The 23,353-nt window shown below is 45.2% G+C and carries 22 protein-coding genes; 16 read left to right on the top strand and 6 right to left on the bottom strand.

Translation table 11 applies throughout. From position 1 onward, the window contains the following. The first annotated feature begins 1 nt into the window (after position 1). The 3 genes from rplI (at position 2) to alr (ending at position 3,220) form a co-directional block, all read left to right on the top strand. On the top strand, positions 2-448 hold the full coding sequence (gene rplI / locus FTT68_RS02905) for a 50S ribosomal protein L9 (protein ID WP_005178742.1): 447 nt from the start codon (positions 2-4) through the stop codon (positions 446-448). 210 nt (positions 449-658) lie between these two features. Further along, positions 659-2,104, top strand: a complete 1,446-nt coding sequence (gene dnaB / locus FTT68_RS02900) for a replicative DNA helicase (RefSeq protein WP_005178744.1) — start codon at positions 659-661, stop codon at positions 2,102-2,104. 45 nt (positions 2,105-2,149) lie between these two features. Beyond that, positions 2,150-3,220, top strand: coding sequence for an alanine racemase (gene alr, locus FTT68_RS02895; protein WP_104510195.1), 1,071 nt, complete (start codon positions 2,150-2,152; stop codon positions 3,218-3,220). A gap of 71 nt (positions 3,221-3,291) precedes the next feature. Here the strand turns inward: alr and FTT68_RS02890 are convergent, their stop codons facing one another. The 5 genes from FTT68_RS02890 to FTT68_RS02870 all read right to left on the bottom strand — a co-directional run bounded on the left by FTT68_RS02890 (position 3,292) and on the right by FTT68_RS02870 (position 7,537). Then, positions 3,292-3,726 carry a BLUF domain-containing protein gene (locus tag FTT68_RS02890; RefSeq protein WP_016659098.1) on the bottom strand — a complete coding sequence of 145 codons (435 nt, stop codon included), beginning with the start codon at positions 3,724-3,726 and terminating at the stop codon, positions 3,292-3,294. Positions 3,727-3,822: 96 nt separating this feature from the next. Next, entirely contained in the window at positions 3,823-4,557 is a 735-nt protein-coding gene (locus FTT68_RS02885; protein ID WP_005178750.1) for a proteasome-type protease, read from the bottom strand. A gap of 30 nt (positions 4,558-4,587) precedes the next feature. Further along, positions 4,588-5,367 (bottom strand): transglutaminase family protein, encoded by a 780-nt coding sequence (locus FTT68_RS02880; RefSeq protein ID WP_180175189.1) that lies wholly within the window; start codon positions 5,365-5,367, stop codon positions 4,588-4,590. Then, positions 5,364-5,966, bottom strand: a complete 603-nt coding sequence (locus FTT68_RS02875; protein ID WP_016659100.1) for an alpha-E domain-containing protein — start codon at positions 5,964-5,966, stop codon at positions 5,364-5,366. Before FTT68_RS02875 ends, FTT68_RS02880 begins: the two co-directional genes overlap by 4 nt. A gap of 20 nt (positions 5,967-5,986) precedes the next feature. Then, entirely contained in the window at positions 5,987-7,537 is a 1,551-nt protein-coding gene (locus tag FTT68_RS02870) for a circularly permuted type 2 ATP-grasp protein (RefSeq protein WP_180057006.1), read from the bottom strand. A 245-nt stretch (positions 7,538-7,782) separates the two neighbouring features. On the opposite strand from FTT68_RS02870, the gene FTT68_RS02865 reads away from it, so the two are divergent. Continuing rightward, positions 7,783-8,781, top strand: coding sequence for a YafY family protein (locus tag FTT68_RS02865; RefSeq protein ID WP_005178762.1), 999 nt, complete (start codon positions 7,783-7,785; stop codon positions 8,779-8,781). Positions 8,782-9,104: 323 nt separating this feature from the next. Here the strand turns inward: FTT68_RS02865 and mnmG are convergent, their stop codons facing one another. Next, the gene (mnmG, locus tag FTT68_RS02860; RefSeq protein WP_016659103.1) at positions 9,105-10,985 is read right to left on the bottom strand and encodes a tRNA uridine-5-carboxymethylaminomethyl(34) synthesis enzyme MnmG; all 1,881 of its coding nucleotides are present in this window, start codon (positions 10,983-10,985) and stop codon (positions 9,105-9,107) included. Between the two features lie 261 nt (positions 10,986-11,246). Here mnmG and FTT68_RS02855 point away from each other — a divergent pair, with 261 nt between their 5' ends. From FTT68_RS02855 to FTT68_RS02800, 12 genes are all read left to right on the top strand, one after another. Beyond that, complete coding sequence (locus tag FTT68_RS02855; protein ID WP_180175188.1) at positions 11,247-11,606, top strand: hypothetical protein; 360 nt, start codon at positions 11,247-11,249, stop codon at positions 11,604-11,606. A 162-nt stretch (positions 11,607-11,768) separates the two neighbouring features. Continuing rightward, the gene (locus tag FTT68_RS02850) at positions 11,769-12,653 is read left to right on the top strand and encodes a bile acid:sodium symporter family protein (RefSeq protein ID WP_160241209.1); all 885 of its coding nucleotides are present in this window, start codon (positions 11,769-11,771) and stop codon (positions 12,651-12,653) included. A gap of 77 nt (positions 12,654-12,730) precedes the next feature. Next, positions 12,731-13,618 (top strand): bile acid:sodium symporter family protein, encoded by an 888-nt coding sequence (locus FTT68_RS02845; protein WP_016659105.1) that lies wholly within the window; start codon positions 12,731-12,733, stop codon positions 13,616-13,618. Positions 13,619-13,735: 117 nt separating this feature from the next. Continuing rightward, positions 13,736-14,638: a 50S ribosomal protein L11 methyltransferase gene (prmA, locus tag FTT68_RS02840; RefSeq protein ID WP_180006363.1), complete on the top strand. Its 903-nt coding sequence runs from the start codon at positions 13,736-13,738 to the stop codon at positions 14,636-14,638. An 18-nt stretch (positions 14,639-14,656) separates the two neighbouring features. After that, complete coding sequence (locus tag FTT68_RS02835) at positions 14,657-15,526, top strand: DUF3426 domain-containing protein (RefSeq protein ID WP_104491618.1); 870 nt, start codon at positions 14,657-14,659, stop codon at positions 15,524-15,526. A 368-nt stretch (positions 15,527-15,894) separates the two neighbouring features. Continuing rightward, positions 15,895-16,164 carry a DNA-binding transcriptional regulator Fis gene (fis, locus tag FTT68_RS02830; protein WP_001086304.1) on the top strand — a complete coding sequence of 90 codons (270 nt, stop codon included), beginning with the start codon at positions 15,895-15,897 and terminating at the stop codon, positions 16,162-16,164. Between the two features lie 91 nt (positions 16,165-16,255). Next, positions 16,256-17,830, top strand: a complete 1,575-nt coding sequence (gene purH / locus FTT68_RS02825; RefSeq protein ID WP_180175187.1) for a bifunctional phosphoribosylaminoimidazolecarboxamide formyltransferase/IMP cyclohydrolase — start codon at positions 16,256-16,258, stop codon at positions 17,828-17,830. Positions 17,831-17,985: 155 nt separating this feature from the next. After that, positions 17,986-19,269, top strand: a complete 1,284-nt coding sequence (gene purD, locus FTT68_RS02820) for a phosphoribosylamine--glycine ligase (RefSeq protein WP_180006364.1) — start codon at positions 17,986-17,988, stop codon at positions 19,267-19,269. A gap of 217 nt (positions 19,270-19,486) precedes the next feature. Continuing rightward, positions 19,487-20,038 (top strand): GNAT family N-acetyltransferase, encoded by a 552-nt coding sequence (locus FTT68_RS02815; protein ID WP_075174398.1) that lies wholly within the window; start codon positions 19,487-19,489, stop codon positions 20,036-20,038. A gap of 506 nt (positions 20,039-20,544) precedes the next feature. Then, positions 20,545-21,414: a MetQ/NlpA family ABC transporter substrate-binding protein gene (locus tag FTT68_RS02810; RefSeq protein WP_075166892.1), complete on the top strand. Its 870-nt coding sequence runs from the start codon at positions 20,545-20,547 to the stop codon at positions 21,412-21,414. A 75-nt stretch (positions 21,415-21,489) separates the two neighbouring features. Continuing rightward, positions 21,490-22,515, top strand: coding sequence for a methionine ABC transporter ATP-binding protein (locus FTT68_RS02805; protein WP_075174374.1), 1,026 nt, complete (start codon positions 21,490-21,492; stop codon positions 22,513-22,515). Further along, positions 22,512-23,207 carry a methionine ABC transporter permease gene (locus FTT68_RS02800; protein ID WP_075166894.1) on the top strand — a complete coding sequence of 232 codons (696 nt, stop codon included), beginning with the start codon at positions 22,512-22,514 and terminating at the stop codon, positions 23,205-23,207. Before FTT68_RS02805 ends, FTT68_RS02800 begins: the two co-directional genes overlap by 4 nt. The last annotated feature ends 146 nt before the right edge of the window (positions 23,208-23,353 follow it).

Genomic DNA, 23,353 nt, shown 5'->3' with positions numbered 1-23,353 from the left:
TGTGGATATTATCTTATTACAACGCATTAAAAACCTTGGTAAATTAGGCGATAAAGTATCAGTTAAAGCTGGTTACGGCCGTAACTTCCTTATCCCTCAAGGTAAAGCAGTTGCTGCGACTGAAGCAAACACTGCTGCTTTTGAAGCTCGTCGTGCTGAACTTGAGAAGCAAGAAGCTGAAGTATTGGCTGCTGCTCAAGCACGTGCTGACCAACTGAACGAAGTAAATATCGTAATCACTGCGAAAGCGGGTGACGAAGGTAAATTATTCGGTTCAATCGGTACTCGTGACATCGCTGACGCGTTAACGAACGCTGGTTTAGAAGTAGACCGTTCAGAAGTTCGTTTACCAAACGGTGCGCTTCGTCACACTGGTGAATTCAACATCGCAATCCAATTGCACCATGATGTTGTTGCTGAAGTTCTCGTTACTATCGTATCTGAGTAATTTCTCGCAAGAAAAAAGGGCATGCCTTGGCATGCTCTTTTTTTTATTTCTGTAAAAATCTCCTCACCTTTTTGTAAGCTATCCGTTCTTAAAATCTGCTCGCTTTTTTTGCCAGAGCGCGTATGATTTGTGGTTACACCGTTTATTGAATTCATGCTATAAGACCACCGGTTTTATTTGGTATTCATCGTATTAAAATCAGGGAATTATATGTCACAGGCGCTGGCCAACACCAAACCAACTCCAGTCAAAACAGAGAGTTCCAGCAACGATTCCGGTGCGCTCAAAGAGTTTCGCACCCCGCCGCATAACCTGGCCATTGAGCAGGCCGTTCTGGCTGCCCTCATGACCGTGGCCGAATCACTGGAACAGGTCGGAGATGTATTACAGGAATCCGATTTCTACGCCACGCGACACAAATATATTTACCGTGCCATTGATACCCTGGCCAAAGAAAACTCCCCTTATGATGCCGTTCTGGTCAATGACTGGCTGATCAAGCACAATCTGCTTGATGCCATTGGTGGTGAAGAATATCTCATGCAGCTGATGGCCGATTCACCATCGAGTTTCTATAACCTGGAAACTTATGCGGCTAAAATTAAAGAGTTTTCGACCTTAAGAAACATGATTAAAGTCAGCTCGGAAATTCTGCAAAATGCCTATGACACCAAAGGCCGCACTGTCAGTGAAATTCTAGACCTCGCTGAAACCAATATTTTCCAGATTGCCGAGCAGCACAATAACAACAAGAAAAATGCCGGTCCGAAAGCCATTAATACCGTCGTGGCCGATGTCTTCGACAAGTTAAATGAACTGTCGCAAATGGATGGCAACATTACCGGTCTGACCACCGGCTTTGTCGAGCTGGACAATAAAACTTCGGGGATGCAAGCTGGCGACCTGATTATTGTTGCGGCCCGTCCGTCAATGGGTAAAACCACCTTTGCCATGAACCTGGTTGAAAGTGTACTGTTCAATAACGACCTGCCGGCGCTGGTTTACTCCATGGAAATGCCAGCCGATTCAATTGCCATGCGTCTGATTTCCTCGTATGGCAAAGTGCATCAGGGGAATTTACGTTCCGGCAAACTCAGCGGCGATGAATGGTCCAAAGTCACCGGCACCATTTTACAGCTACAAGAAAAGCATTTATACATTGATGACTCATCAGCGCTCCCTCCAACCGAAGTACGTTCGCGTGCGCGCCGGATTGCCAAACAGCACGGCGGCAAACTCGGCTGTATCATGGTTGACTATTTGCAGCTGATGAAAGTACCCGGCATGGGCGATAACCGTGTCGGCGAGATTTCAGAAATTTCGCGTAGCTTGAAAGCCTTAGCCAAAGAAATGCAGTGTCCGGTCATTGCCCTCTCCCAGCTCAACCGCTCGCTGGAAAACCGTCCCAACAAACGCCCAGTAATGTCCGACCTTCGTGAATCGGGTGCGATTGAGCAGGATGCCGACTTGATCATGTTCATTTACCGTGATGAGGTCTATAACAAGGAATCTAAAGAAGCCGGTACTGCCGAAATTATTATTGGTAAACAGCGTAACGGCCCGATTGGCACCGTGCGTCTGGCGTTTGAAGGCCAATACACCCGCTTTAGTAACCTTTCCCCTGAGTTTTATGCTCAGTACGATGATGATGAATAATTCAGCCATCATTGCCTTTCCATGACCCTGTAGGAGTAAATAAGGGTGCGCCAAGCTACAGTTTATATTGATCGCGCTGCGCTTCAATATAATTTAAACCGTGTCAGACAACTTGCCCCAACTGCCAAAATTGTCAGTATGGTCAAAGCCAATGCTTATGGACATGGCGTTAAAGACTGCTTAGCAGCCTTACAAGACAGCGATGCCTTTGGTGTCGCCTGTTTACAAGAAGCACTGGAAATTCGTGAACTGGGGTTCCAGCAACCCATCACCCTGATTGAAGGCGTGTTCACTGAAGATGAAATGCCAATTGTCATTGAACAGAATATCGAGATTGTGGTGCATCAGCCTGAACAGGTTACATGGCTCATTGCGCACAAAGATGCCTATATCTCTAAAAATCTGAAAGTCTGGGTTAAGCTCAACAGCGGCATGAACCGTCTGGGCTTTAAACTTGAGGTGATTAAAGAGGTCATTCAGCAATTAAAATCGGCCGGCTTTACCTGTGTTCTGGCGATGCACTTTGCCAATGCAGATGCTGATCATCCACTGAATGATGAACAGATCCGTCAGTTTCTGGAAGTAAAAAACGACTGCGCACCGATTTTAGCTTCGTGCTGTAATTCTGCTGCTATTTATAAATATCCGGAACTGCATTTTGATTTTGTCCGTCCCGGCATCATGCTTTATGGCGCAACTCCGTTTGCAGACCGAGATATTTATGCACTAGATTTAAAACCGGTGATGACCTTTAGCGCAGAAATTATTGCCTTAAATGAGATTCAGGCCGGTGAACAGGTTGGTTATGGCTCGACCTTTACTGCCGATAAAGCTATGCAACTGGCTATTGTGTCCATTGGCTACGGTGATGGCTATCCACGTGCCTTCTTTGCGCAGAATTTTGTCGCCATTAAAGGCCAAAAAGCAGCTGTAGTCGGTCGTGTTGCCATGGATATGATTGCTATTGATGTAACTGGATTGGATGTTCAGTTAGGCACGGAAGTCGAGCTTTGGGGCAAGCAACGATTAGTGGATGATGTTGCTGCAGCCAATGGCACCATTGGTTATGAGCTGTTGTGCCGTTTAACCCAGCGTCCGGACCGTAAAATCATTTAATCTGCTCAATAAAAAAAGAACCTTGCTTGAGGTTCTTTTTTTTATTCATTTTAATTACATAAGCAGCAGATTTAAGCCACCTCATCCACCACCGAATGATTTAGCGCCTCATATAGCACCTGAAGCAATCCATCAACCTGTGTGGCATTTAATTGATGCGGTAAAAATTGCGCATGACCGAGTTGCTGGAAATAGGCTTTGATCTCGCTATTACGCATCACATATTTCATAGCCCAATCCTGAAAACGCTGCTGGGCAACATGATTCTCGGTAAAAATCTGGATATTCTGATGACGCGGATCACCAACAATCCCGGCAAAAATTTCCTGAACGGCCTGTTCATCACCTTGCAGACATTGAAAAAAATAACCCTCTGCATAGCACAGCACACCCGATACCTGATGCTGGGTATTAGCATTGCGCGCTTCGATCAGAATATTGCGTAAATCTTGCAGTAAATTTTCAGCCGTCGAGGTACTCTGGCTGGCATAGCAAAGCTGAAACATATTCAAGTCCTCATCATGATCTGTACGAATATTTTTTGATTTTCTTAAGGATTTATCATTCAAGGAAAACTTGATTAAAATAAAGGGACTGAGCTTTTAAGTCAAATAATCTTCGGTTGGCACCGGCAATTCCTGCAACCCGCGTCTTAAGGTATCGGACCACTGCTTGCTGATATATTCAAAGTACGGGTCTTCTTCGCAAATACGTTTGCCCAAAGGAATATGCAGGCTGTCTTTATGATAAACCATACAGTCCAGCGGCATACCCACGGACACATTGGAACGTAAAGTGGAATCAAAAGAAATCAGGCCGCAGCGTAAGGCATCTTCCAGCGACATATCATAGCGTAAGGCCCGGTCAAGAATTGGTTTGCCATATTTGCTTTCTCCAATCTGGAAAAACGGCGTATCACGCGTGGCGCAAATAAAATTGCCTTGCGGATAAATATGATACAGCTGCATCGGCTCGCCTTTAATCTGCCCGCCCACCAGCAAATTGCAATAATAATTATGCTGCTCGTCTTTATCGTCGGTAACATCCTGAATGACTTTTTTCAGCAAACAACCCACCAATTCTGCCACTTCAAACATGGTTTTGACACTATATAAATGCGGTTCCTGGTTTAAAGTCAGATGATTTTTTAAATGACCGATGACTGCCTGTGTGGTCGCTAGGTTGCCCGAGGTCTGAATGGTAATCAGGCGCTCGCCTTCCACGCCAAAGGTATACAGCTTGCGAAATACCGAAATGTGATCGACCCCGGCATTGGTACGCGAATCACTAATAAACACCAGACCATCTTTTAAACGCAGCGCACAGCAATACGTCATAGCATTATCCTTTTCGTTGTCATCCATTACTTAGCAGGCCAGAACCTGCACCATGGTCTGCATGTGCTCGATGCCGCCTTTTTCTCTTACGCCACGGACCGGCGCCACATCCCAATAATCCCGCCCGACGGCCAGATAGACATGCGAGTCTGGCTGAAAAGCCAGATTGCTGACATCAAAACAGTACCAGTGCTGTTCTAAAAATACCTCTACCCAGGCATGGCTGGCAAGATGTGAACTGTTGCTGCTATATAAATAACCCGAAACATAACGCGCCGGTACGCCCAAAGATTTACACATGGCAATTAGTACATGGGCATGATCCTGACAGACGCCCTGTTTGGCCTGAAAGGCTTCAATGGCGGTGGTCTGCACCGAAGTTTGGGCCGGACGGTATGGCATATGGCTTAAAATCGCTTCTGACAAACGGATCAGGTTGTCACGATTCACCTGCGGTACATACTGCCGTGCAAAACACTGCATTTCAGGGCTGCACAGCGTGCTGGCTGTTGGTTGTAAAAACAGATAGGGATTCAGCTGATCTTGCAGGCCCCAGCGTGTCTGCGGACGCAACTCGACAATGCCCTGCGCCATAATACTCAGACTTTGATAGCTAAAGCGCTGGGTGCTGGTCATCCAGATATTCTGAAAAGCATCCTGTTTAATCTCGGATTCCCCTGGCACACTAATCGCCCAATGATGAACCTGTTGATGGGCATTGTTCGGCGGGGTCATTTTAATATATTGAATACTGTTACAGGCCGGTACCGAATAATGATAATGGGTCTGGTGATTAATCATGAGCCTCATGCATCGGCCTCGAACAGTTGCTGGATATGGTCACTAAACTGGTAAAAATGCATGCTGTCGGGCTGCTGCTTCAGCTTCATCCAGATTTCGGGTAAAGAATCCCAGCCGGCTTGGGTCAATAACCCTACCACCACTTCAATATAATAGACCGTGCCCTGAATATCCTGCTTTAAGCGCAATTGCCGGTCCAGTTGCTCGAGATGCTGCCCCAGTTTAAAGAACAGGAAAATATCAGATGCTTCAGCTTCTAAGACTTCATGACAATCTCCAACTACATCACAGATATAGGCCGGATTTTCTTTGGCATTTTTAATGTACTGGTTTAATTCGGCATAGGCATGTGCCGACAAGACCCCGCGTAAATCCTGAATATTGTCTTTGGCATACTGAAACTGCTGATGAAAAGAGGCGGGCTGTTCCGGATTTAGAATCAGCTCATTTAAAGATGCCGCATCAAAGGCTGGCAAACAGAAGGCGTGTGCATACTGCAAGGCATCATCATTATATTTAAATGGAAACTGACTGCATAAATACTGGATGCGGGTCAAATAACGACCCAACCAGAAAATCTGCTGTGCATTACGACTCAGTAAAATCACATGATTCTCCTTGGGAGTTGTTATGAATGTAAGGGATCAACCACCCAGGTATCTTTAATGCCACCACCTTGAGATGAATTGACCACCAGCGAACCGGCCTGCATGGCCACACGGGTTAAGCCACCGGGAACAATTTCAGTACGATAAGGCGAGCTGAGCACAAAAGGACGTAAATCAATATGCCGTTCGGCAATGCCCTGTTCGGTTAAGGTCGGACTCACCGACAGATTCAGGGTCGGCTGGGCAATGTAGGCTTGCGGTGCGGCCAGAATTTTCATTTTAAACTCGGCCAGTTGCTCCTCGGAGGCTTGAGGACCAATCAGCATGCCATATCCACCTGAACCTTGTGCTTCTTTCACTACCAACTGTTCCAGATGTTCCAGCACATAGGCCAGATCATCTGCTTCGCGGCACTGATAGGTCGGGACATTATTTAAGATTGGTTGTTCACCCAAATAGAAATGAATCATTTTATCGACATAAGGATAAATGGATTTGTCATCGGCCACCCCGGTACCCGGCGCATTGGCGATGACGACGTGATGCTGTAAATAGGCCGACATCAGGCCCGGCACACCCAGGGTGCTGTCCGGTCTGAAACAGAGCGGGTCTAAAAATGCATCATCTACCCTGCGATAAATTACATCAACCTGCTGTTTGCCCCGCACCGTTTTCACATAAACCTTGTCATTTAATACAAACAGGTCACTCGATGTTACCAAAGGTACACCCATCTCACGGGCTAAAAATGCATGTTCATAATAGGCACTGTTATAGCGCCCCGGTGTCAGCACCACAATAAAAGGCTGATCGACATAGGCATTTTCGGCCAGAATTTCTTTTAAAAGCTGCGGATAATGCTCGATGCCCTGAATATTATTCTGCTGATACAGCTGGGGAATCAGTTTCTGGCTAATCTTACGGCTTTCCAGCATATAAGACACACCCGATGGCGTTCTTAAATTGTCTTCCAGCACAAAAAATTCACCGTGCTGATCACGAATAATGTCAATGCCACTAATCTGACTATAGACCTTACCCTTCAGACCATGACCAAGCATATGTGGCTGATAGGCTTCGTGGGTCAGCACCTGCAGTTCCGGTACGATACCGGCTTTTAGAATATCCTGTTGATGATAAATATCATGTAAAAACAGATTTAGCGCCCGGGTACGCTGGGCACAGCCCAAGGCCACTGTATTCCATTGCTGCCGGGCCATAACCCGCGGAATAATATCAAAAGGAATGGTGCGCTCGGTGCCTTCCTGATCGCCATACACGGTAAAGGTAATTCCCTGATACAGAAAATGTGCTTTGGCGGCATCATTCAGTGCTGTCAGTTCTTCTAAACTGTGCTGGGTCAGCCATTGTTCGATTTTCTGCGCGGCACTATCGGCAAGGCTCTGTTCGCCCGACAATTTATTAAAAAATTCAGATTTCAATTGTTCGAATAATACAGATGATTTTTGCTGCGGCAGCGAAATATCGGTCACCGAGACCTGCACCCGCTCTAAAAGATGGTCTGATGTTATTGTATCTATTGAATTTGTATCTTGATTTTCTTTCAGCATACAAACCTCATCATTGTTATCCTTTCTAATTTTATATAAGCAATTCCAGTGCCAATAATTGTGACTTGGTATTCACTCTTTCTTTATCGCCGATCTGTAGAGATAAAACAAATCTTATTTTGCTTCATCTTGTATCAATTTATCGCCAGACCTCGTGCCTGCCACTTGCCAAAAAGCATGACATTTCTTATTGTGTGGACTATAGCCATGAACTCTCCAATATTTATCTCAGCGCTGATTCCAATATGTCGACACAAGAAAAAGAAACGTCCAATAGCCTCTATCGCCAGTGGCAAATCCTGTCCCGCCTTTCTACCGGAAAATGGATGGGTACCCGTGAATTACAGGAAATTCTGCAACGTGAAGGCATTGATATCAGCCTACGTACCATCCAGCGTGATTTAAACCAGATTTCGCAGCGCTTCCCGATTGAAAATAATGGCACCGTCCCGCAAGGCTGGCGCTGGCGCTCCGATGCACCGCTACAAAGCCTGCCGCACATGACCAGCTCACAGGCAGTCACCTTTATGATGGTGGAAGAACATCTCAAACATCTGTTACCACCTAGCCTGATTGAGGAAATGACCCCGTGGTTTGATCTGGCACGGCGCAGCCTGTCGACCCAGAACAATGTCCGCCAGTGGATTAACCGGGTGCGGATTGTGCCGGCCATTCAGCCGCTGATTCCGCCGGTAGTCGATAAAAGCGCACAACAGGCCATTTATGAAGGTCTGCTACAGGACAAACAGCTGGAATGCGTTTACCATCCACGTACCACGGCTTCGGAAGAAAAGACCTATATTCTGAATCCGCTGGCGCTGGTACAAAAAGGTGCAGTGATTTATCTGATTTGCACCCGACACGACAAAACCGATATTCAGACCTTTGCCCTGCATCGCTTTAAATCGGCGGAGGTATTAAATTCCCGCGCCCTGCATCCGGTTAATTTTGATATTGATGCCTATATTGAATCCGGCGCGCTGGGCTTTAGAGTCGATTACAGCAAGCCGACTGAAAATATCGAGTTGAAACTGACCATGTCAGAAGCCGATGCACATTATTTTGAAGAAACCCGTTTAAGCAAAGACCAGCAGATTATCCAGCTGGACAATGGCTTGTATCAGGTCATTTCCAATGTGCCGTTTACCTCGCAACTGGTGTGGTGGCTGCGCAGTTTTGGCAAAAAACTGGTACAGATTGAGCCGGCAGAAGTGTCTGACGCTGTGCATCAAATCAATGAATAAAAAAGGTCCCAAGTCTGGGACCTAACATTTACTTATTTTCTTTTCAATTTTGTTGTTATCGCTGCTGATTTTAGGGAAGTTGAACAGGATGCGATTGCCGTTAGCATGCCAGTTCAGCCGTATTATAACGAATGGTTTTTAAGGTCATCGTGCACTCCTCTCTGTTTGGATAAGATCACTGTAACGGCTCCAATATCATCTGTGAAATCATAAGATCTGCAGCTTAAATCTGTTTTTTCTTAAACTCAATTTCCACTTTATTTATTCAGCACATAAAAAAGCCCGCGATCTCAACCGCGGGCTTTTTCACAAATTAGGATCTTTTAAGCAGATTTACGGGCTTGGGCATTTTTACGAATGGTGATCATCACCAATTGAACTGCCGCAGGAGTCACGCCTGGAATACGACTGGCCTGCGCCAGAGTTTCCGGCAATACCTGTTTCAGCTTCATGGTGATTTCACGCGACAGACCAGATACGCCGTCATAATCAAAATCAGCCGGGATTTTGGTTTCTTCCAGACGTTTCATCTGCGCTACATCTTCATGCTGACGGTTGATATACCCTTCGTATTTCACCGCAATTTCAATCTGGTCACCGACTTGCTGCGATACTTCTGAACCAGTCAGTTCGGCAATTTGCGCAAAAGTGATGTTTGGACGTTTTAGCAGGTCAATTGCAGAACACTCTTTAGAAAGGTCTGCACCCGTCATTTCAACGAATTTTTTACCCATCGGGTTATTTGGCGCAGCCCACAAGTGCTGTAAACGGCCTTTCTCACGCTCAACTGCATCCATTTTTTCACAGTAAGCATTCCAGCGTGCATCATCCACCAGACCCAGTTCACGGCCAATCGCGGTTAAACGCTGATCTGCGTTATCTTCACGCAGCATTAAACGGTATTCGGCACGTGAGGTGAACATCCGGTACGGTTCTTTGGTTCCCAAGGTAATCAGGTCGTCAACCAGTACGCCCATATACGCTTCATCACGTTTTGGCGTCCACTGTTCCTGATCCCAGGCACGGCGTGCAGCGTTCAAACCTGCAAGCAGACCTTGCGCACCGGCTTCTTCATAACCAGTAGTCCCGTTGATTTGACCAGCAAAATACAGGTTATTAATGGCTTTGGTTTCCAAAGTGAATTTCAATGCTTGCGGGTTGAAATAATCGTATTCAATCGCATAACCCGGACGCAGAATATGGGCATTTTCCATACCACGGATTGAGCGTACCAGTTCAAACTGCACATCAAAAGGCAGTGAAGTTGAAATACCGTTTGGATACAGCTCATGTGTATCTAGACCTTCAGGCTCCAAGAACACTTGGTGCGAATCTTTGTCGGCAAAACGGTGAATTTTATCTTCAATCGAAGGACAGTAACGTGGACCTACCCCTTCAATCACGCCGGTATACATTGGCGAACGATCCAAACCACCACGGATAATGTCATGGGTTTTTTCATTGGTATGGGTGATATAACAGTTGACCTGTTCAGGATGCATCGAGGCATCGCCCATAAATGACATCACTGGAGATGGGAAATCACCCGGCTGCGGGGTCATCACCGAGAAATCGACTGAACGTGCATCAATACGCGGTGGAGTCCCAGTTTTTAAACGGCCCACTGGTAGTTGTAATTCACGTAAACGGTGTGCCAGAGAAATAGAGGGTGGATCACCGGCACGACCACCGCTGGATTTTTCCAGACCGACGTGAATCACACCACCCAGGAAGGTCCCGGCAGTCAATACTACCGTTTTGGCATCAAAGCGGATGCCCATTTGGGTGACCACACCTTTAACGGTATCGCCTTCTACAATCAGGTCATCCGCCGCTTGCTGGAAAATATCCAAGTTTGCTTGGTTCTCAAGCGTTTCACGAATCGCGGCTTTATAACGAACCCGATCAGCCTGCGCACGTGTGGCACGCACTGCAGCACCTTTACGCGAGTTCAGAATACGGAATTGAATCCCGCCTTTATCGGCAGCCAGCGCCATCGCACCGCCCAAGGCATCAATTTCACGCACCAGATGCGATTTACCAATACCACCAATGGCCGGGTTACAGCTCATCTGCCCCAAAGTCTCAATGTTATGAGTTAAGAGCAAGGTTTGTCGGCCCATACGCGCCGCAGCCAAAGCCGCTTCCGTACCCGCGTGACCGCCGCCGATAACAATGACATCGTAAACTTTAGGATAATGCATAGTGGTAAATTGAGAGATAAAAAGAAATGACAGAATATTATAGCAAAAGCCGGCGTATAAGTTGACAGATTAAGTCAATTTTATTTGGATTTTCTCGTGGTTTTTCACCTGATTGATTGGCTGGCAATGTAAATGAACGTTGCAGATATACTGCAAATAAAAACATTTCATATTAAAAATTAACCAGATATAGGTTGTTTTATTTTGATTATTTTTTATCCTAAATCATGTACTCATTACAAACAAGCACAGGTACGAATTATGAATAAGAAGATACTCCTCTCATCCATCCTCTGCGGTTTATGTTTATCTCCATTTGCAGCTATACAGGCAAATGACAAAGTTGAAAAAGTGTACGATTCACAGCGCTATCAGAATGTCTGTAAAGGCAAATCTCAAGGTGCTGCGGTCAGCTTTGCCTATCGTGGCATTATCTGGAACGGTACCTGCCAGCCACAGTTCTTCCCGGCAGACAGAAAACTCGATATTCACGGTGATGAAGCTGCACTGTATACCACCTGTGGCCAAGACATGAATGCAACCACGGCAACCATTTCCGGTGCAGAAGTTCGTGGTAAATGTGCCCTTGGATTTACCCCGCCGCGTCCTGCTCAAATGTAAACTCCAACCCGATTCACATCTAGCCAAAATATGTGAACTCAATCAAGAAAACAGCCATTTATTACCAAGTAAATGGCTGTTTTTATTATTTTTATGGTTGATTTAAAACTCAACTCAATTACACTGAAACTGGGGAAAATAAGAATTAAATAGGATGATGCCATGCAAAGCGGCATTTTTACCTTCTTTCTACCGCTAACCTTGGCGGTATTAATGATGGGTTTGGGCTTGCTACTCAGCCCTAAAGATTTTATTCGGGTCAATCAGCAACCGAAAGTCATTTTTATTGCCTTGTTTACCCGGCAGGTCTTGCTGGTTGGACTGGCATTTATTCTCTGCTTGTTTTTAGAACTGCCTCCTTTGCTGGCGGTGGGCCTGATGCTGCTGTCAGCTACCCCTAGTGGTTCCACCTCTGCCCTGTTCAGTTATGTCTATAAAGGCGATGTAGCCCTGAATATTGTCGTGGTCGCCATCAATTCGGTGATGGCCATTTTAACCCTGCCTTTTATCATTAGCATTGCCATGCGCTATTTCATGGCCGATCAGACCGAAATCAACATGCCAATTGAGCGGATTGCCTATACCTTCCTGCTAATTTTAGTACCAGTCTGTCTGGGAATGGCCATTCGCTCGTCTTTTCCAGAGCTGGCCAAACGGCTGAGTAAACCAATTCGACGCATGTCGGTATATTTTATTTTTGCCCTGTTCTTTTTCGCGCTCTTTCAGGAGCGCTATCAGCTGGCGCAGTATATGGAACAGGTTGGACTGGCCACCGCCCTGTATGCTTTTGTCAGTCTGGTGGCCGGTTATGTGCTGCCACAGCTGATGGACATTTCCGAACAGCAGGCGCGCTCCTGCGGTTTCTTTATGAGTATTCATAACACCGCGCTGTCTTTAACCCTGGCACTGTCGGTACTACAAAGCACCCAGATTGCCATTCCTGCCGCCATTTACACCATCTTCATGTATATGTTTGCCTTGATCTTTGGACATTTACTGGCTAGACGAATGCCGTTAAATTCGGTAAAACAGAAAGTCATAGAGTAATTTGAATAAACAGTAAAAGATATTTTGCATGAAGCAACTGTCTTTTCTCACAAGGATAAATTTGACAGGAAGGTCATATGGATTCAGGCATTATTACCGTTATGCTGCCCTTGGCGCTGGCCATTATTATGGTTGGGCTGGGGCTGGAACTCACGCCCAAAGATTTCGCACGCGTTACCAAACACCCCAAAGCAGTCCTGGTCGCACTATTTTGCCAGCTGGTACTGCTGGTCGGGATAGCCTTTTTATTATGTAAAATTCTGGCACTACCGCCGTTACTGGCCGTCGGCATGATGCTACTGGCTGCTTCGCCGGGTGGCAGTACCGCCAACCTGTTCAGTTATTTATTTAAGGGTGATCTGGCGCTCAACATTACCTTAACCGCAATTAACTCGGTGATTGCAGCACTGACCTTACCCATTATCGTCAATTTCGCAATTGCCCACTTTTTACAGGCTGACCAAAGCATTGGCCTGCAATTCAGTAAAATCTTGCAGGTATTCGGGATTATTATTGTGCCGGTGATTATTGGTATGCTAATTCGTCATTATGCCCCGCGACTGACCGAGAAACTGAACAAGCCCTTACGGATTTTTGCAGTGATCTTTCTGATTTTAATTATCATTGGGGCCATTGTGCAGGAGCGACACAATATCCTGAATTATATTGGTGATATTGGCCTGGCTACCGCACTGTTCTGTATTTCCAGTCTGGTGATTGGTTACTTCGTCCCACGCCTGTTTGGGATTAATAGCGCCCAGGCCCGCGCCAGTGCCTTTGAAATCGGGATTCATAACAGCACGCTTGCCATGACCATTGCCTTAACCGTTATGGCCAGTTCAACCGTGGCCATGCCGGCGGCAGTCTATTCTATTTTCATGTATATCTTCGCTGCCATCTTCGGCATGTTATTAAACCGCTTTGTACCGATTGCTGAACCCAAGCCTGTGGTGGCAAACAGTTAAGCACTTTTTTCACCCAAGGATGTCGCGCTGGCATCCTTTTTATTTTGTACATTGGTAGGCGAAACCGATTGCCTTCCGCTACAATATCCTTTTGAAAAAACAAATTAGGTTATTCCTGTGAAGTGGTTACAAATACATATTACTGTTGATCAAGCTCAAGTCGACTTTACTGAAACATTACTCAGCTCACTTGGCTCCGTGAGTGTAACGCTGGATGATGCTGAAAATCAGGACTTGCTTGAACCACTTCCAGGCGAAACACCGCTGTGGAACAAGGTGATTGTGACCGGTATTTATGCACAGGACGAAAACGAAGAAATTGATGTGGCTGCGCTGGAAACTTTCATTCGCACTCAACTGCCAGATGCACCAATGCGTAGCGAATTCCTGGAAGATCAGGTCTGGGAACGCTCATGGATGGATTATTACGAGCCAATCCAGATTGCTGAAAAATTCTGGATTGTACCGGAATGGCTAGAGCCCCCTGAAGCAGATGCGGTGAATATTAAACTGGATCCGGGTCTGGCCTTTGGTACCGGTAACCATGCCTCAACGTTCCTGTGCCTGCAATGGTTAGGTAAAACCGATGTTAAAGATAAAATCGTCATCGACTATGGTTGCGGTTCTGGCATTTTAGGTGTTGCTGCCCTACTTTTAGGTGCGAAAAAAGTCTATGCCACTGATATTGACCCACAAGCGGTTTTAGCCACCCAGCAAAATGCTGAATTGAATGGCGTACTGGATCGTCTGTTTGTCGGTCTGCCTGAAGAGTTTAATGAAACCTTAAAAGATCAGAAAGCCGATGTACTGGTTGCCAACATTCTGGCTGGCCCGTTAATGATGCTTGCGCCTGAATTCGCAACTTTAACCAAATCTGAGGGAGAGTTCGCACTTGCAGGTGTAATCGAAGAGCAAGTTGCTGAAGTTTCTAGTGTTTATTCTGAATTTTTTGATATATTAGAGGTCGAAAAACGTGAAGAAAACTGGTGCCGAATTTCCGGGAAGCGCCAGCCGCATTAATCAACCTCTATAGATCTTATGAGTGAAAAGCAGACCAAGTGCCCCGAGTGTTTAACCACCTATAAAGTTTCTGTTGCACAGCTTACAGTGGCTCAGGGCATGGTTTGCTGTCCCAAATGTGCCTCTACCTTTAATGCACTCTCGCATCTGGTGCAGCCAAAGCCTGCGCCAACCCAGCTCGAATACAACGGTTTTACTGGTGGACAGGTCAGTTCGCCGGTTCTGGCCGATCATGGTCTGGCTTTTGACGACACACATGAAACCCATCTGCTGGATATTTTTGACCGTAAGGTTGAACATTCCAATATTGATTTAAAGACCTACTTAAACAATCTGAATTATTTCAGCACCGAACCGATTGCCAGTATTCCCTCGATGAATCTGTCTGAAAATGAACTGCAGCAAGAACGCAAGAAACATGGTGCGGGCTATTACACGCTGTGGGGTATTGTCAATTTTAGTCTGGTCGGTTTGCTGATTTTCCAGATTCTATGGTTTAACCCGAAATTCATGAACAACAGCCCTGCCCTGACTGTGGCTTTTAACGGGGTCTGCCAGCTGTTTAACTGTGAAACCTTTGAAAAGCAGTACAGCCTGATTTCAATTAACCGTGTGCGGGTGAAACGCTATGACCATGAACATACCTTGTTCTCCGGCGAGCTGATCAATTTTCATGACAAGAGTTTGGTATTGCCAAAACTGAAAATCACCTTAAAAGATGATAATGAAGAAGTGGCGTCCTATGTACTCGAACCGAAAGAGTATTTAATTAAAAGTCTGGCCAGCATTGAGCGGATTCCAAAAAATACCCCATTCAAGTTTGAAATTCAGCTGCCAGTGACCCGAAAAAGCTTTGATACCTATAATTTAGAAATTATCAAGCCTTAAAAATTAAAAAAAAATGTAAAAAAAGTGCAGTTTTCTTGCTCACTTTTTCTAAGACAATGGTATGATACGCGCCACGTAAGCTTAGTGCTGCATACTCCTCAGTAATTCAAAACAAATAGAAACTCGCAGAATGCGCCTTATTTTCAATAACGCGTATTGAGCAGGTTTTTTCGTTTCGATTTTTGGTCTGTAACAATTATTAATCTATTGTTACGCTTATTTTTCGACCAGCGCTGTGAGTTGTGGCAAGCTAAATGTTCCAGTTTTAGAACTCTCGTTTTAGGATCTAAAACGGGGTTCATTTATTTATAGACCACATTTATATATCACTTTACCCAAGTGATATCTGATTTTTCGGATTAATTCGCATGAATAGCAAATCTCCTATTTTTACTGCACAATCTGATGTCGCTCTTCGTATCCACGTTGATCGCGCAGTTCGCCATTACTTTGCTCAATTGCAAGGCGAGCAACCTTCTCAGGTGTATGACATGGTGCTAGCAGAAATGGAGAAACCTCTTTTATCTGTAGTTCTAGAATATACACGTGGTAACCAGACACGTGCTGCCGAGATTCTAGGCTTAAACCGTGGTACTTTACGTAAAAAGTTAAAAGCTCACGGTTTAATGAGTGAATAAATGATAAAATGCTCGCGGCTTTCGTGGGCATTTTTTTTAACCGCATTTTGCTAATGTTTTAATCTGTTTTTTGATAACTGTGACGAAAATCATGACTATTAAACGCGCTTTAATCTCTGTTTCTGACAAAACTGGAATTGTTGAATTTGCACAAAATCTAGTGGCTCTTGGGGTAGAAATTTTATCTACAGGCGGTACATATAAGTTGCTTAAAGACAACAATATCGCTGTAGTTGAAGTTTCAGAGCACACCGGTTTTCCAGAAATGATGGATGGTCGTGTAAAAACTTTACATCCTAAAATTCATGGCGGCATTCTGGCTCGTCGCGGTCTAGACGAAGCTGTAATGGCAGAACACAACATCGATGCAATCGATTTGGTGGTAGTGAACCTTTATCCATTTGCAGCAACGGTTGCAAAACCTGACTGCACCCTGCCAGATGCGATTGAAAACATCGACATCGGTGGTCCAACCATGGTTCGTGCTGCGGCGAAAAACCATGCGTCTGTCGGTATCGTCGTCAACGCATCTGACTATGCGACTGTTATTGCCGAGCTTAAAGCTGAAGGCAGCCTGTCATACGCAACCCGTTTTGACCTGGCAGTGAAAGCATTTGAACATACTGCACAATACGACGGCATGATCGCATCTTACTTAGGCGCTCGCGTAGGTAAAGAACAAGGCGAAGCAGACAAATTTGCGCGTACGCTCAATACACAATTGAACAAAGCACAAGATTTACGTTACGGTGAAAACCCGCATCAATCTGCTGCATTCTATGTAGACCCAGCGGCAACTGAAGCATCTGTTTCAACAGCTAAACAGCTGCAAGGTAAAGAACTTTCTTATAACAACATCGCCGACACTGATGCTGCGCTTGAATGCGTGAAATCATTCGCGAAACCTGCTTGTGTGATCGTAAAACACGCCAACCCATGTGGTGTTGCGGTATCTTTAGACGGCATTCAAGCAGCTTACGACTTGGCTTATGCAACCGATCCTGAATCTGCATTCGGTGGCATCATTGCATTCAACCGTGAATTAGACGTTGCAACTGCACAAGCCATTGTTGACCGTCAATTCGTTGAAGTGATTATTGCACCAAGCGTTGCTGAAGGTGTTTTGGACGTGACTGGCGCGAAGAAAAACGTACGTGTACTGGTCTGTGGCGAATTACCAGCAATTGACGAACGTGCGCCACAAATGGACTACAAACGTGTCAACGGTGGTTTGCTGGTGCAAGACCAAGATTTGGGCATGATCACCAAAGATGATCTTAAAGTGGTGACCAAACGTGCTCCAACCGAGCAAGAAATTGACGACATGATCTTTGCCTGGAAAGTGGCGAAATACGTGAAGTCTAACGCGATTGTGTATGCGAAAAACCGTCAAACCATCGGTGTGGGCGCAGGCCAAATGAGCCGTGTAAACTCTGCGCGTATTGCAGCAATTAAAGCTGAACATGCAGGCCTCGTGGTTGAAGGTGCAGTGATGGCATCTGACGCATTCTTCCCGTTCCGTGATGGTATTGATAACGCTGCGAAAGCAGGGATCAAATGCATTATCCAGCCGGGTGGTTCTATGCGTGATGAAGAAACCATTGCAGCAGCTGACGAAGCTGGTATTGCCATGGTGTTCACTGGCATGCGTCACTTCCGTCACTAATTAACTAAATTAATTAGAAGTCGTATTTAATCATCCCCCTAAATCCCCCTTTGTAAAAAGGGGGACTTTTCGCGTAAGAGAACAGTGTTTTTCGCGATTCCCCTCCCTTTCTTAAAGGGAGGTTGGGAGGGATTCAATTTTGAGGGATTTTTTAAATGAACATTTTAGTTTTGGGTAATGGCGGTCGTGAACATGCATTGGCATGGAAAATCGCACAAGATGAAAAAGTTGCTAAAGTTTTTGTTGCACCAGGCAACGCAGGTACAGCAACCGAAGCTAAATGTGAAAACATCAATTTAAGCATTTTAGACAATGCGGCGATTATCGACTTTGTAAAAAACAATGCGGTAGATTTAATCGTGGTTGGTCCTGAAGCACCGCTGGTCAATGGTGTGGTGGATGCTTGCCGTGAAGCAGGTTTAAAAATCTGGGGTCCAACTAAGTTTGCGGCACAGCTTGAAGGCTCTAAAGCATTTGCCAAGCATTTCTTAAAACGCCACAACATTCCAACTGCATTCTATGACGTATTCACTGAAGTTGATGCAGCCAAAGCCTTTGTTGAAAAAAATGGTGCGCCGATTGTGATCAAGGCGGATGGTCTTGCTGCAGGTAAAGGCGTAATCGTGGCGATGACCAACGAAGAAGCATTTGCAGCCATTGATGACATGCTGGCAGGCAACAAATTTGGTGATGCCGGTTCTCGCGTAGTCATCGAAGAATTCCTTGCAGGTGAAGAAGCATCATTCATTTGTATGATTGATGGCGACAACATCTTGCCAATGGCCACTTCTCAAGACCATAAACGTATTTTTGAAGGCGACCAAGGTCCAAACACAGGCGGTATGGGTGCCTACTCTCCTGCGCCTGTGGTGACTGCAGACGTATTTGAGCGCGTGATGAAAGAAGTAATGCGCCCAACCGTTGACGGTATGAAAGCAGATGGTCACGTATACACCGGTTTCTTGTACGCTGGCTTGATGATTGATGAACAAGGTCAACCAAAGGTAATCGAGTTTAACTGTCGTTTCGGTGATCCTGAAACTCAACCGATCATGATGCGTTTAAAATCATCTTTGGTTGATCTGGTTGAGGCTGGTATTGCAGGTAACTTGCCAGCAGAAGCTGAATGGGATGAGCGTAAGACTGTCGGTATTGTTTTAGCATCTAAAGGCTACCCAGAAACGTCTAGCAATGGCGATGTGATTTCTGGTCTAAACACCGAAATGACCGATGCCAAAGTGTTCCATGCCGGTACTAAAGCCAATGAAAATGGTGAGATTGTCACTGCTGGTGGTCGTGTACTTTGCGTAACTGCACTAGGCAACACCATTGGTGAAGCACAAGCAAAAGCTTTAGAACTTTGCCAAAAAGTAACCTTCGACGGCGTTCAATATCGTAAAGATATTGGTTACCGTGCGATTGCGCGTGAAAATGCTTAATTCTCTCTTAGATTGATTAAGTAAAAAAACCCCGCTGAGTGCGGGGTTTTTTATGCTTCTAAATTTTCCCTCTCCTCTCAGGAGAGGGTCAGGGAGAGGTGAAAACCCTCACCCTAAAGGCAGAAGGGATTTCATGTCTTATCTCATTACGGAAATTATCATTCTTTTCTTGATAAATGCATTTATGATGCATCAAGAGCTTATTAATCGTTTTAACATGAAAATCCACCTGCAAACCCCTCGCCTGATCCTCCGCCAATGGCAAGACAGCGACGCTGCCCCATTTATCCAAATGTGTGCCGACCCTGAAGTCATGCGTTATTTCCTCAATCCCTTGACCGAGCAGCAAAGTCTGGCTTTTATGCAACGCATCCAGAATTTTATTGCCACACACGGCTGGGGCCTGTTTGCTGTCGAACTAAAAAGTAGCGGTGAATTTATCGGGTTTATTGGTTTACATCAGCATCTAGAACACTATGATTTTGCCCCATGTATTGAAATTGGCTGGCGACTAGCCAAGCAATACTGGCACAACGGTTATGCCACCGAAGGCTCAAAAGCCGTACTGGATTATGCTTTTCGTGAGCTACAGCTGGACAACGTAGTTTCCTTTACTACCGTGCTCAACACGCCCTCGGAAAAAGTCATGCAAAAAATTGGCTTAAGCAAAGTCAAAACCTTTGCGCATCCGCTGGTGCCGGCAGATCATCCTTTACTCATGCATGTGCTCTATCAAATTGATCGCCAAAGCTATCTGCAAGCGCATTAAAAATCTCAAGTTTGGATGAAAACTGTCATAGGATTGAAGGAAATAATCATTATAAAGATCTATCATCCTACCCCATCTGTGCTATATCTATTTTTACGATTTAGATTGGATAATTTTTTATATAAACATCTATAAGATTTTTTCATAGATTTAGCCCTTTCAATTCAAAATAGTAAATTGATTTATTTATTCTTTTCTTATTTTATGAACTTTACTTATGCAGGAATACGGCTAAAGGTCTAGTTTCTATACACTATTTTGTATATCAATTTATTGTTATGATGTAGGCCATTTTTTCGCTATCTTCTAAAAATAAAGTTTTCAATTACATGGCTTTAAGCGTTTTTAAAGTCAATTGAAAAATACAGCAGATAGCTAAAAGCCTAAACGAATTCGCGCACTGGACGGACTTGAATCTCGCCTCTTTCGGCTCAAGTGAAATCCCGGCGCTTAAAATTATCAATAAAGTAACAGCTTGGCTGCTTCACTTTATTTGGGATGGACACATGAAAAAGTTCCTTGGCCTGGTTCTAGGTCTTTCTGTTGGTTTAGCTGGCTGTGCAAAACAGGAAACGCCGGCAACTGACGCCGCACAAACTGATGCTGCAACTGTACAAACCGTCACCATGGCATCTACCGGTTCCGATGCTGACATCTGGCGCTATATTGCGACTTTGCCTGAAACTGAAGCGGCGGGTATCAAGCTGGAAGTGAAAAACTTCACCGATTACGTTTCAATGAACACCGCTGTGGCAAACAACGAAATTGATGTGAACGCATTCCAGTCTTATGCTTATCTGGTGGCTTACAATGCCAACAATGAGCAGAAGATTGCGCCGGTTTCGACCACCTATCTTGAGCCAATGGGTATTTACTCAAGCAAAGTGAAAAAAGTGGAAGAGTTCCAGAACGGCGCGACCATTGCTATTCCGAATGATGCAGCCAATGAAGCGCGTGCCCTGCTGTTATTGCAATCTGCAGGTCTGATCAAGCTGAAAGCAGGCTTCTCTCCTGCAACGGGCACTCCAAATGACATTACTGAAAATGCCAAAGCAATTGTGATCAAGCCAATTCAAATGGCGACTGCAGTTCGTGTTAAAGATGAAGTGGATGCCATTGTGCTAGGCAATACCCTAGCGATGGAAGGCGGTTTAAACGTACTGAAAGATTCAATCTTCTACGAACCAATTGACCAGAGCACCAAGCTGAACGTCAACGTATTGGCAGTTGCAGAAGCACGTAAAGATGACCCGATCCTGAAAAAAGTCGGTGAGCTTTATCACACTGAAGCGGTGAAACAGTATGTAGATCAAAACTTCGGTGGCACAAAAGTTGCGGTAAATAAACCTGTCAGCTATTTAACTGAAACCAATTAAGCATATAATGCTGAGTTAACAAACAGGCAAAGTGTACTTTGCCTGTTTTTCATTTTTGTACAGTTTCTTGACGCTATGATCGAATTTAAGAATATTTCCAAACATTATCAGCTTAAAGGCCAGACCATTCGCGCGCTGGATCAGGTCAATCTGCAAATTCCAGATGGCAGTATCTTTGGAATTATTGGTTATAGTGGTGCAGGAAAAAGTACCCTCATTCGTCTGATTAATTTGCTGGAGCGCCCGAATGAAGGTCAGGTAATCATCAATAACACTGACTTTACCGCTTTAAGTGCCAAGGCGCTGCGTCAGGAACGTGCCAATATCGGCATGATTTTCCAGCACTTTAACCTGCTGCAAACTAAAACCGTAGCGGCCAATATTGAAATGCCGATGAAACTGCTCGGCTGGTCGGCGGCAGAGCGTGAAAAACGCCTGAATGAACTGCTTGAATTTATTGATCTAAAACATAAAAAAGATGCCTATCCAGATGAGCTGTCTGGCGGTCAAAAACAGCGGGTCGGGATTGCCCGTGCCCTGGCCAATCATCCTAAAATCTTACTTTGTGATGAAGCCACCAGTGCGCTGGATCCGCAAACCACGCAATCGGTGCTGGAACTGCTAAAAAAAATTAATCGTGAACAAGGCATTACCATTGTCATGGTCACCCATGAAATGGATGTAATTGAATCAGTCTGTGATTATGTGGCCGTTATGGAACATGGCCAGGTGATTGAAACCGGTTCTACCCTGGACATTTTTAGCCAGCCGCAGCATCCAACCACCAAGAATTTTATTCAAACCGTGCTGCAACAGCAGTTACCGGTGAATATTTTAAACAATCTGGAAAACCAGAATCAGCACAGTATTTACTGCCTGAAATTTTTAGGGAAATCGGCGCAGGAAACCGTGATTCAGGCAGTAATTAAACAGTTTGATTTAAGCCTGAATATTTTATTTGCCAACATGACTGAAATTAATGGCGCGGTGATTGGGCAGATGTTTATTCAGTTGCTAGGGGACCCGGCCATTATTCAGCAAGCACTTCAGTTCCTCGAACAAAATGGGGTTCAGGTTGAACAAGCAGGAGTACAAGGATGAGAGATTTAATTGTCCAGTGGCTCACCAGCCTGACCGCGCCGTTCTGGAAAAGCGCCCTGTCGATGGACCAGTTTGTCACAGCCTTACAAGAAACTTTCCACATGGTGTTTTTTGCCATGCTGTTTGGCTGTATCTGGGGCTTTATTCAGGGGATTATCCTGGTCGCTACCCGTCCGGGCGGGATTTTACCAAACCGCACGATTTATCATAGCCTGAACCCGATTGTAAATGCGCTACGTTCCCTGCCGTTTATTATCCTGTTAATTGCCGTTATTCCTTTAACTAAATTTCTAGTTGGCACTTCAATTGGCACCTGGGCTGCGATTGTCCCGCTGACCATTTATGTCGGTCCATATATTGGCCGTCTGGTGGAAACCTCATTGCTGGAAGTCAATGAAGGGATTATTGAATCGGCACAAGCCATGGGTGCGACACCGCTGCAGATTATTTTCAAGTTTATTTTGCCGGAAGCACGTAGCTCGCTGATTCTAAACCTGACCACCGCCACCATCAGCCTGATTGGTGCAACTGCAATGGCCGGTGCCGTCGGTGCCGGTGGTATTGGTGATCTGGCCATTTCTTACGGTTACCAGCGTTTTGATACCAGCGTGGTGATTCTGACCGTCATTGTACTGCTGATTCTGGTGCAAATTGTGCAGATGCTGGGTGAATGGCTGGCTAAACTCAGATAAGGATTCACCTCTCTATTCTCTATCTAAAGCGAGATAGATTACTCGTCCTCAAATCAATCACCCTCTACGGAGGGTTTTATTTTGGCTGTTAATCACCCTCATAGCAGCCCGAAAACGCTGGTTTTCAGCCCATGCAGATTACTGTT

Source organism: Acinetobacter sp. Q85-2, from assembly GCF_013420555.1.
GTDB classification, from domain to species: domain Bacteria; phylum Pseudomonadota; class Gammaproteobacteria; order Pseudomonadales; family Moraxellaceae; genus Acinetobacter; species Acinetobacter indicus.
This window is presented reverse-complemented; position numbering and strand designations above follow the sequence as displayed.

Bases quoted from the DNA above. Each gene is read 5' to 3' on its own strand.
- fis (WP_001086304.1), top strand. From the start codon at position 15,895: ATGAATAGCAAATCTCCTATTTTTACTGCACAATCTGATGTCGCTCTT.
- FTT68_RS02865 (WP_005178762.1), top strand. From the start codon at position 7,783: ATGTCGACACAAGAAAAAGAAACGTCCAATAGCCTCTATCGCCAGTGG.
- purD (WP_180006364.1), top strand. From the start codon at position 17,986: ATGAACATTTTAGTTTTGGGTAATGGCGGTCGTGAACATGCATTGGCA.
- FTT68_RS02850 (WP_160241209.1), top strand. From the start codon at position 11,769: ATGCAAAGCGGCATTTTTACCTTCTTTCTACCGCTAACCTTGGCGGTA.
- FTT68_RS02805 (WP_075174374.1), top strand. From the start codon at position 21,490: ATGATCGAATTTAAGAATATTTCCAAACATTATCAGCTTAAAGGCCAG.
- FTT68_RS02835 (WP_104491618.1), top strand. From the start codon at position 14,657: ATGAGTGAAAAGCAGACCAAGTGCCCCGAGTGTTTAACCACCTATAAA.
- FTT68_RS02800 (WP_075166894.1), top strand. From the start codon at position 22,512: ATGAGAGATTTAATTGTCCAGTGGCTCACCAGCCTGACCGCGCCGTTC.
- dnaB (WP_005178744.1), top strand. From the start codon at position 659: ATGTCACAGGCGCTGGCCAACACCAAACCAACTCCAGTCAAAACAGAG.
- FTT68_RS02870 (WP_180057006.1), bottom strand. From the start codon at position 7,537: ATGCTGAAAGAAAATCAAGATACAAATTCAATAGATACAATAACATCA.
- FTT68_RS02890 (WP_016659098.1), bottom strand. From the start codon at position 3,726: ATGTTTCAGCTTTGCTATGCCAGCCAGAGTACCTCGACGGCTGAAAAT.
- FTT68_RS02885 (WP_005178750.1), bottom strand. From the start codon at position 4,557: ATGACGTATTGCTGTGCGCTGCGTTTAAAAGATGGTCTGGTGTTTATT.
- FTT68_RS02845 (WP_016659105.1), top strand. From the start codon at position 12,731: ATGGATTCAGGCATTATTACCGTTATGCTGCCCTTGGCGCTGGCCATT.
- FTT68_RS02815 (WP_075174398.1), top strand. From the start codon at position 19,487: ATGAAAATCCACCTGCAAACCCCTCGCCTGATCCTCCGCCAATGGCAA.
- FTT68_RS02880 (WP_180175189.1), bottom strand. From the start codon at position 5,367: ATGAGGCTCATGATTAATCACCAGACCCATTATCATTATTCGGTACCG.
- FTT68_RS02810 (WP_075166892.1), top strand. From the start codon at position 20,545: ATGAAAAAGTTCCTTGGCCTGGTTCTAGGTCTTTCTGTTGGTTTAGCT.
- FTT68_RS02855 (WP_180175188.1), top strand. From the start codon at position 11,247: ATGAATAAGAAGATACTCCTCTCATCCATCCTCTGCGGTTTATGTTTA.
- mnmG (WP_016659103.1), bottom strand. From the start codon at position 10,985: ATGCATTATCCTAAAGTTTACGATGTCATTGTTATCGGCGGCGGTCAC.
- purH (WP_180175187.1), top strand. From the start codon at position 16,256: ATGACTATTAAACGCGCTTTAATCTCTGTTTCTGACAAAACTGGAATT.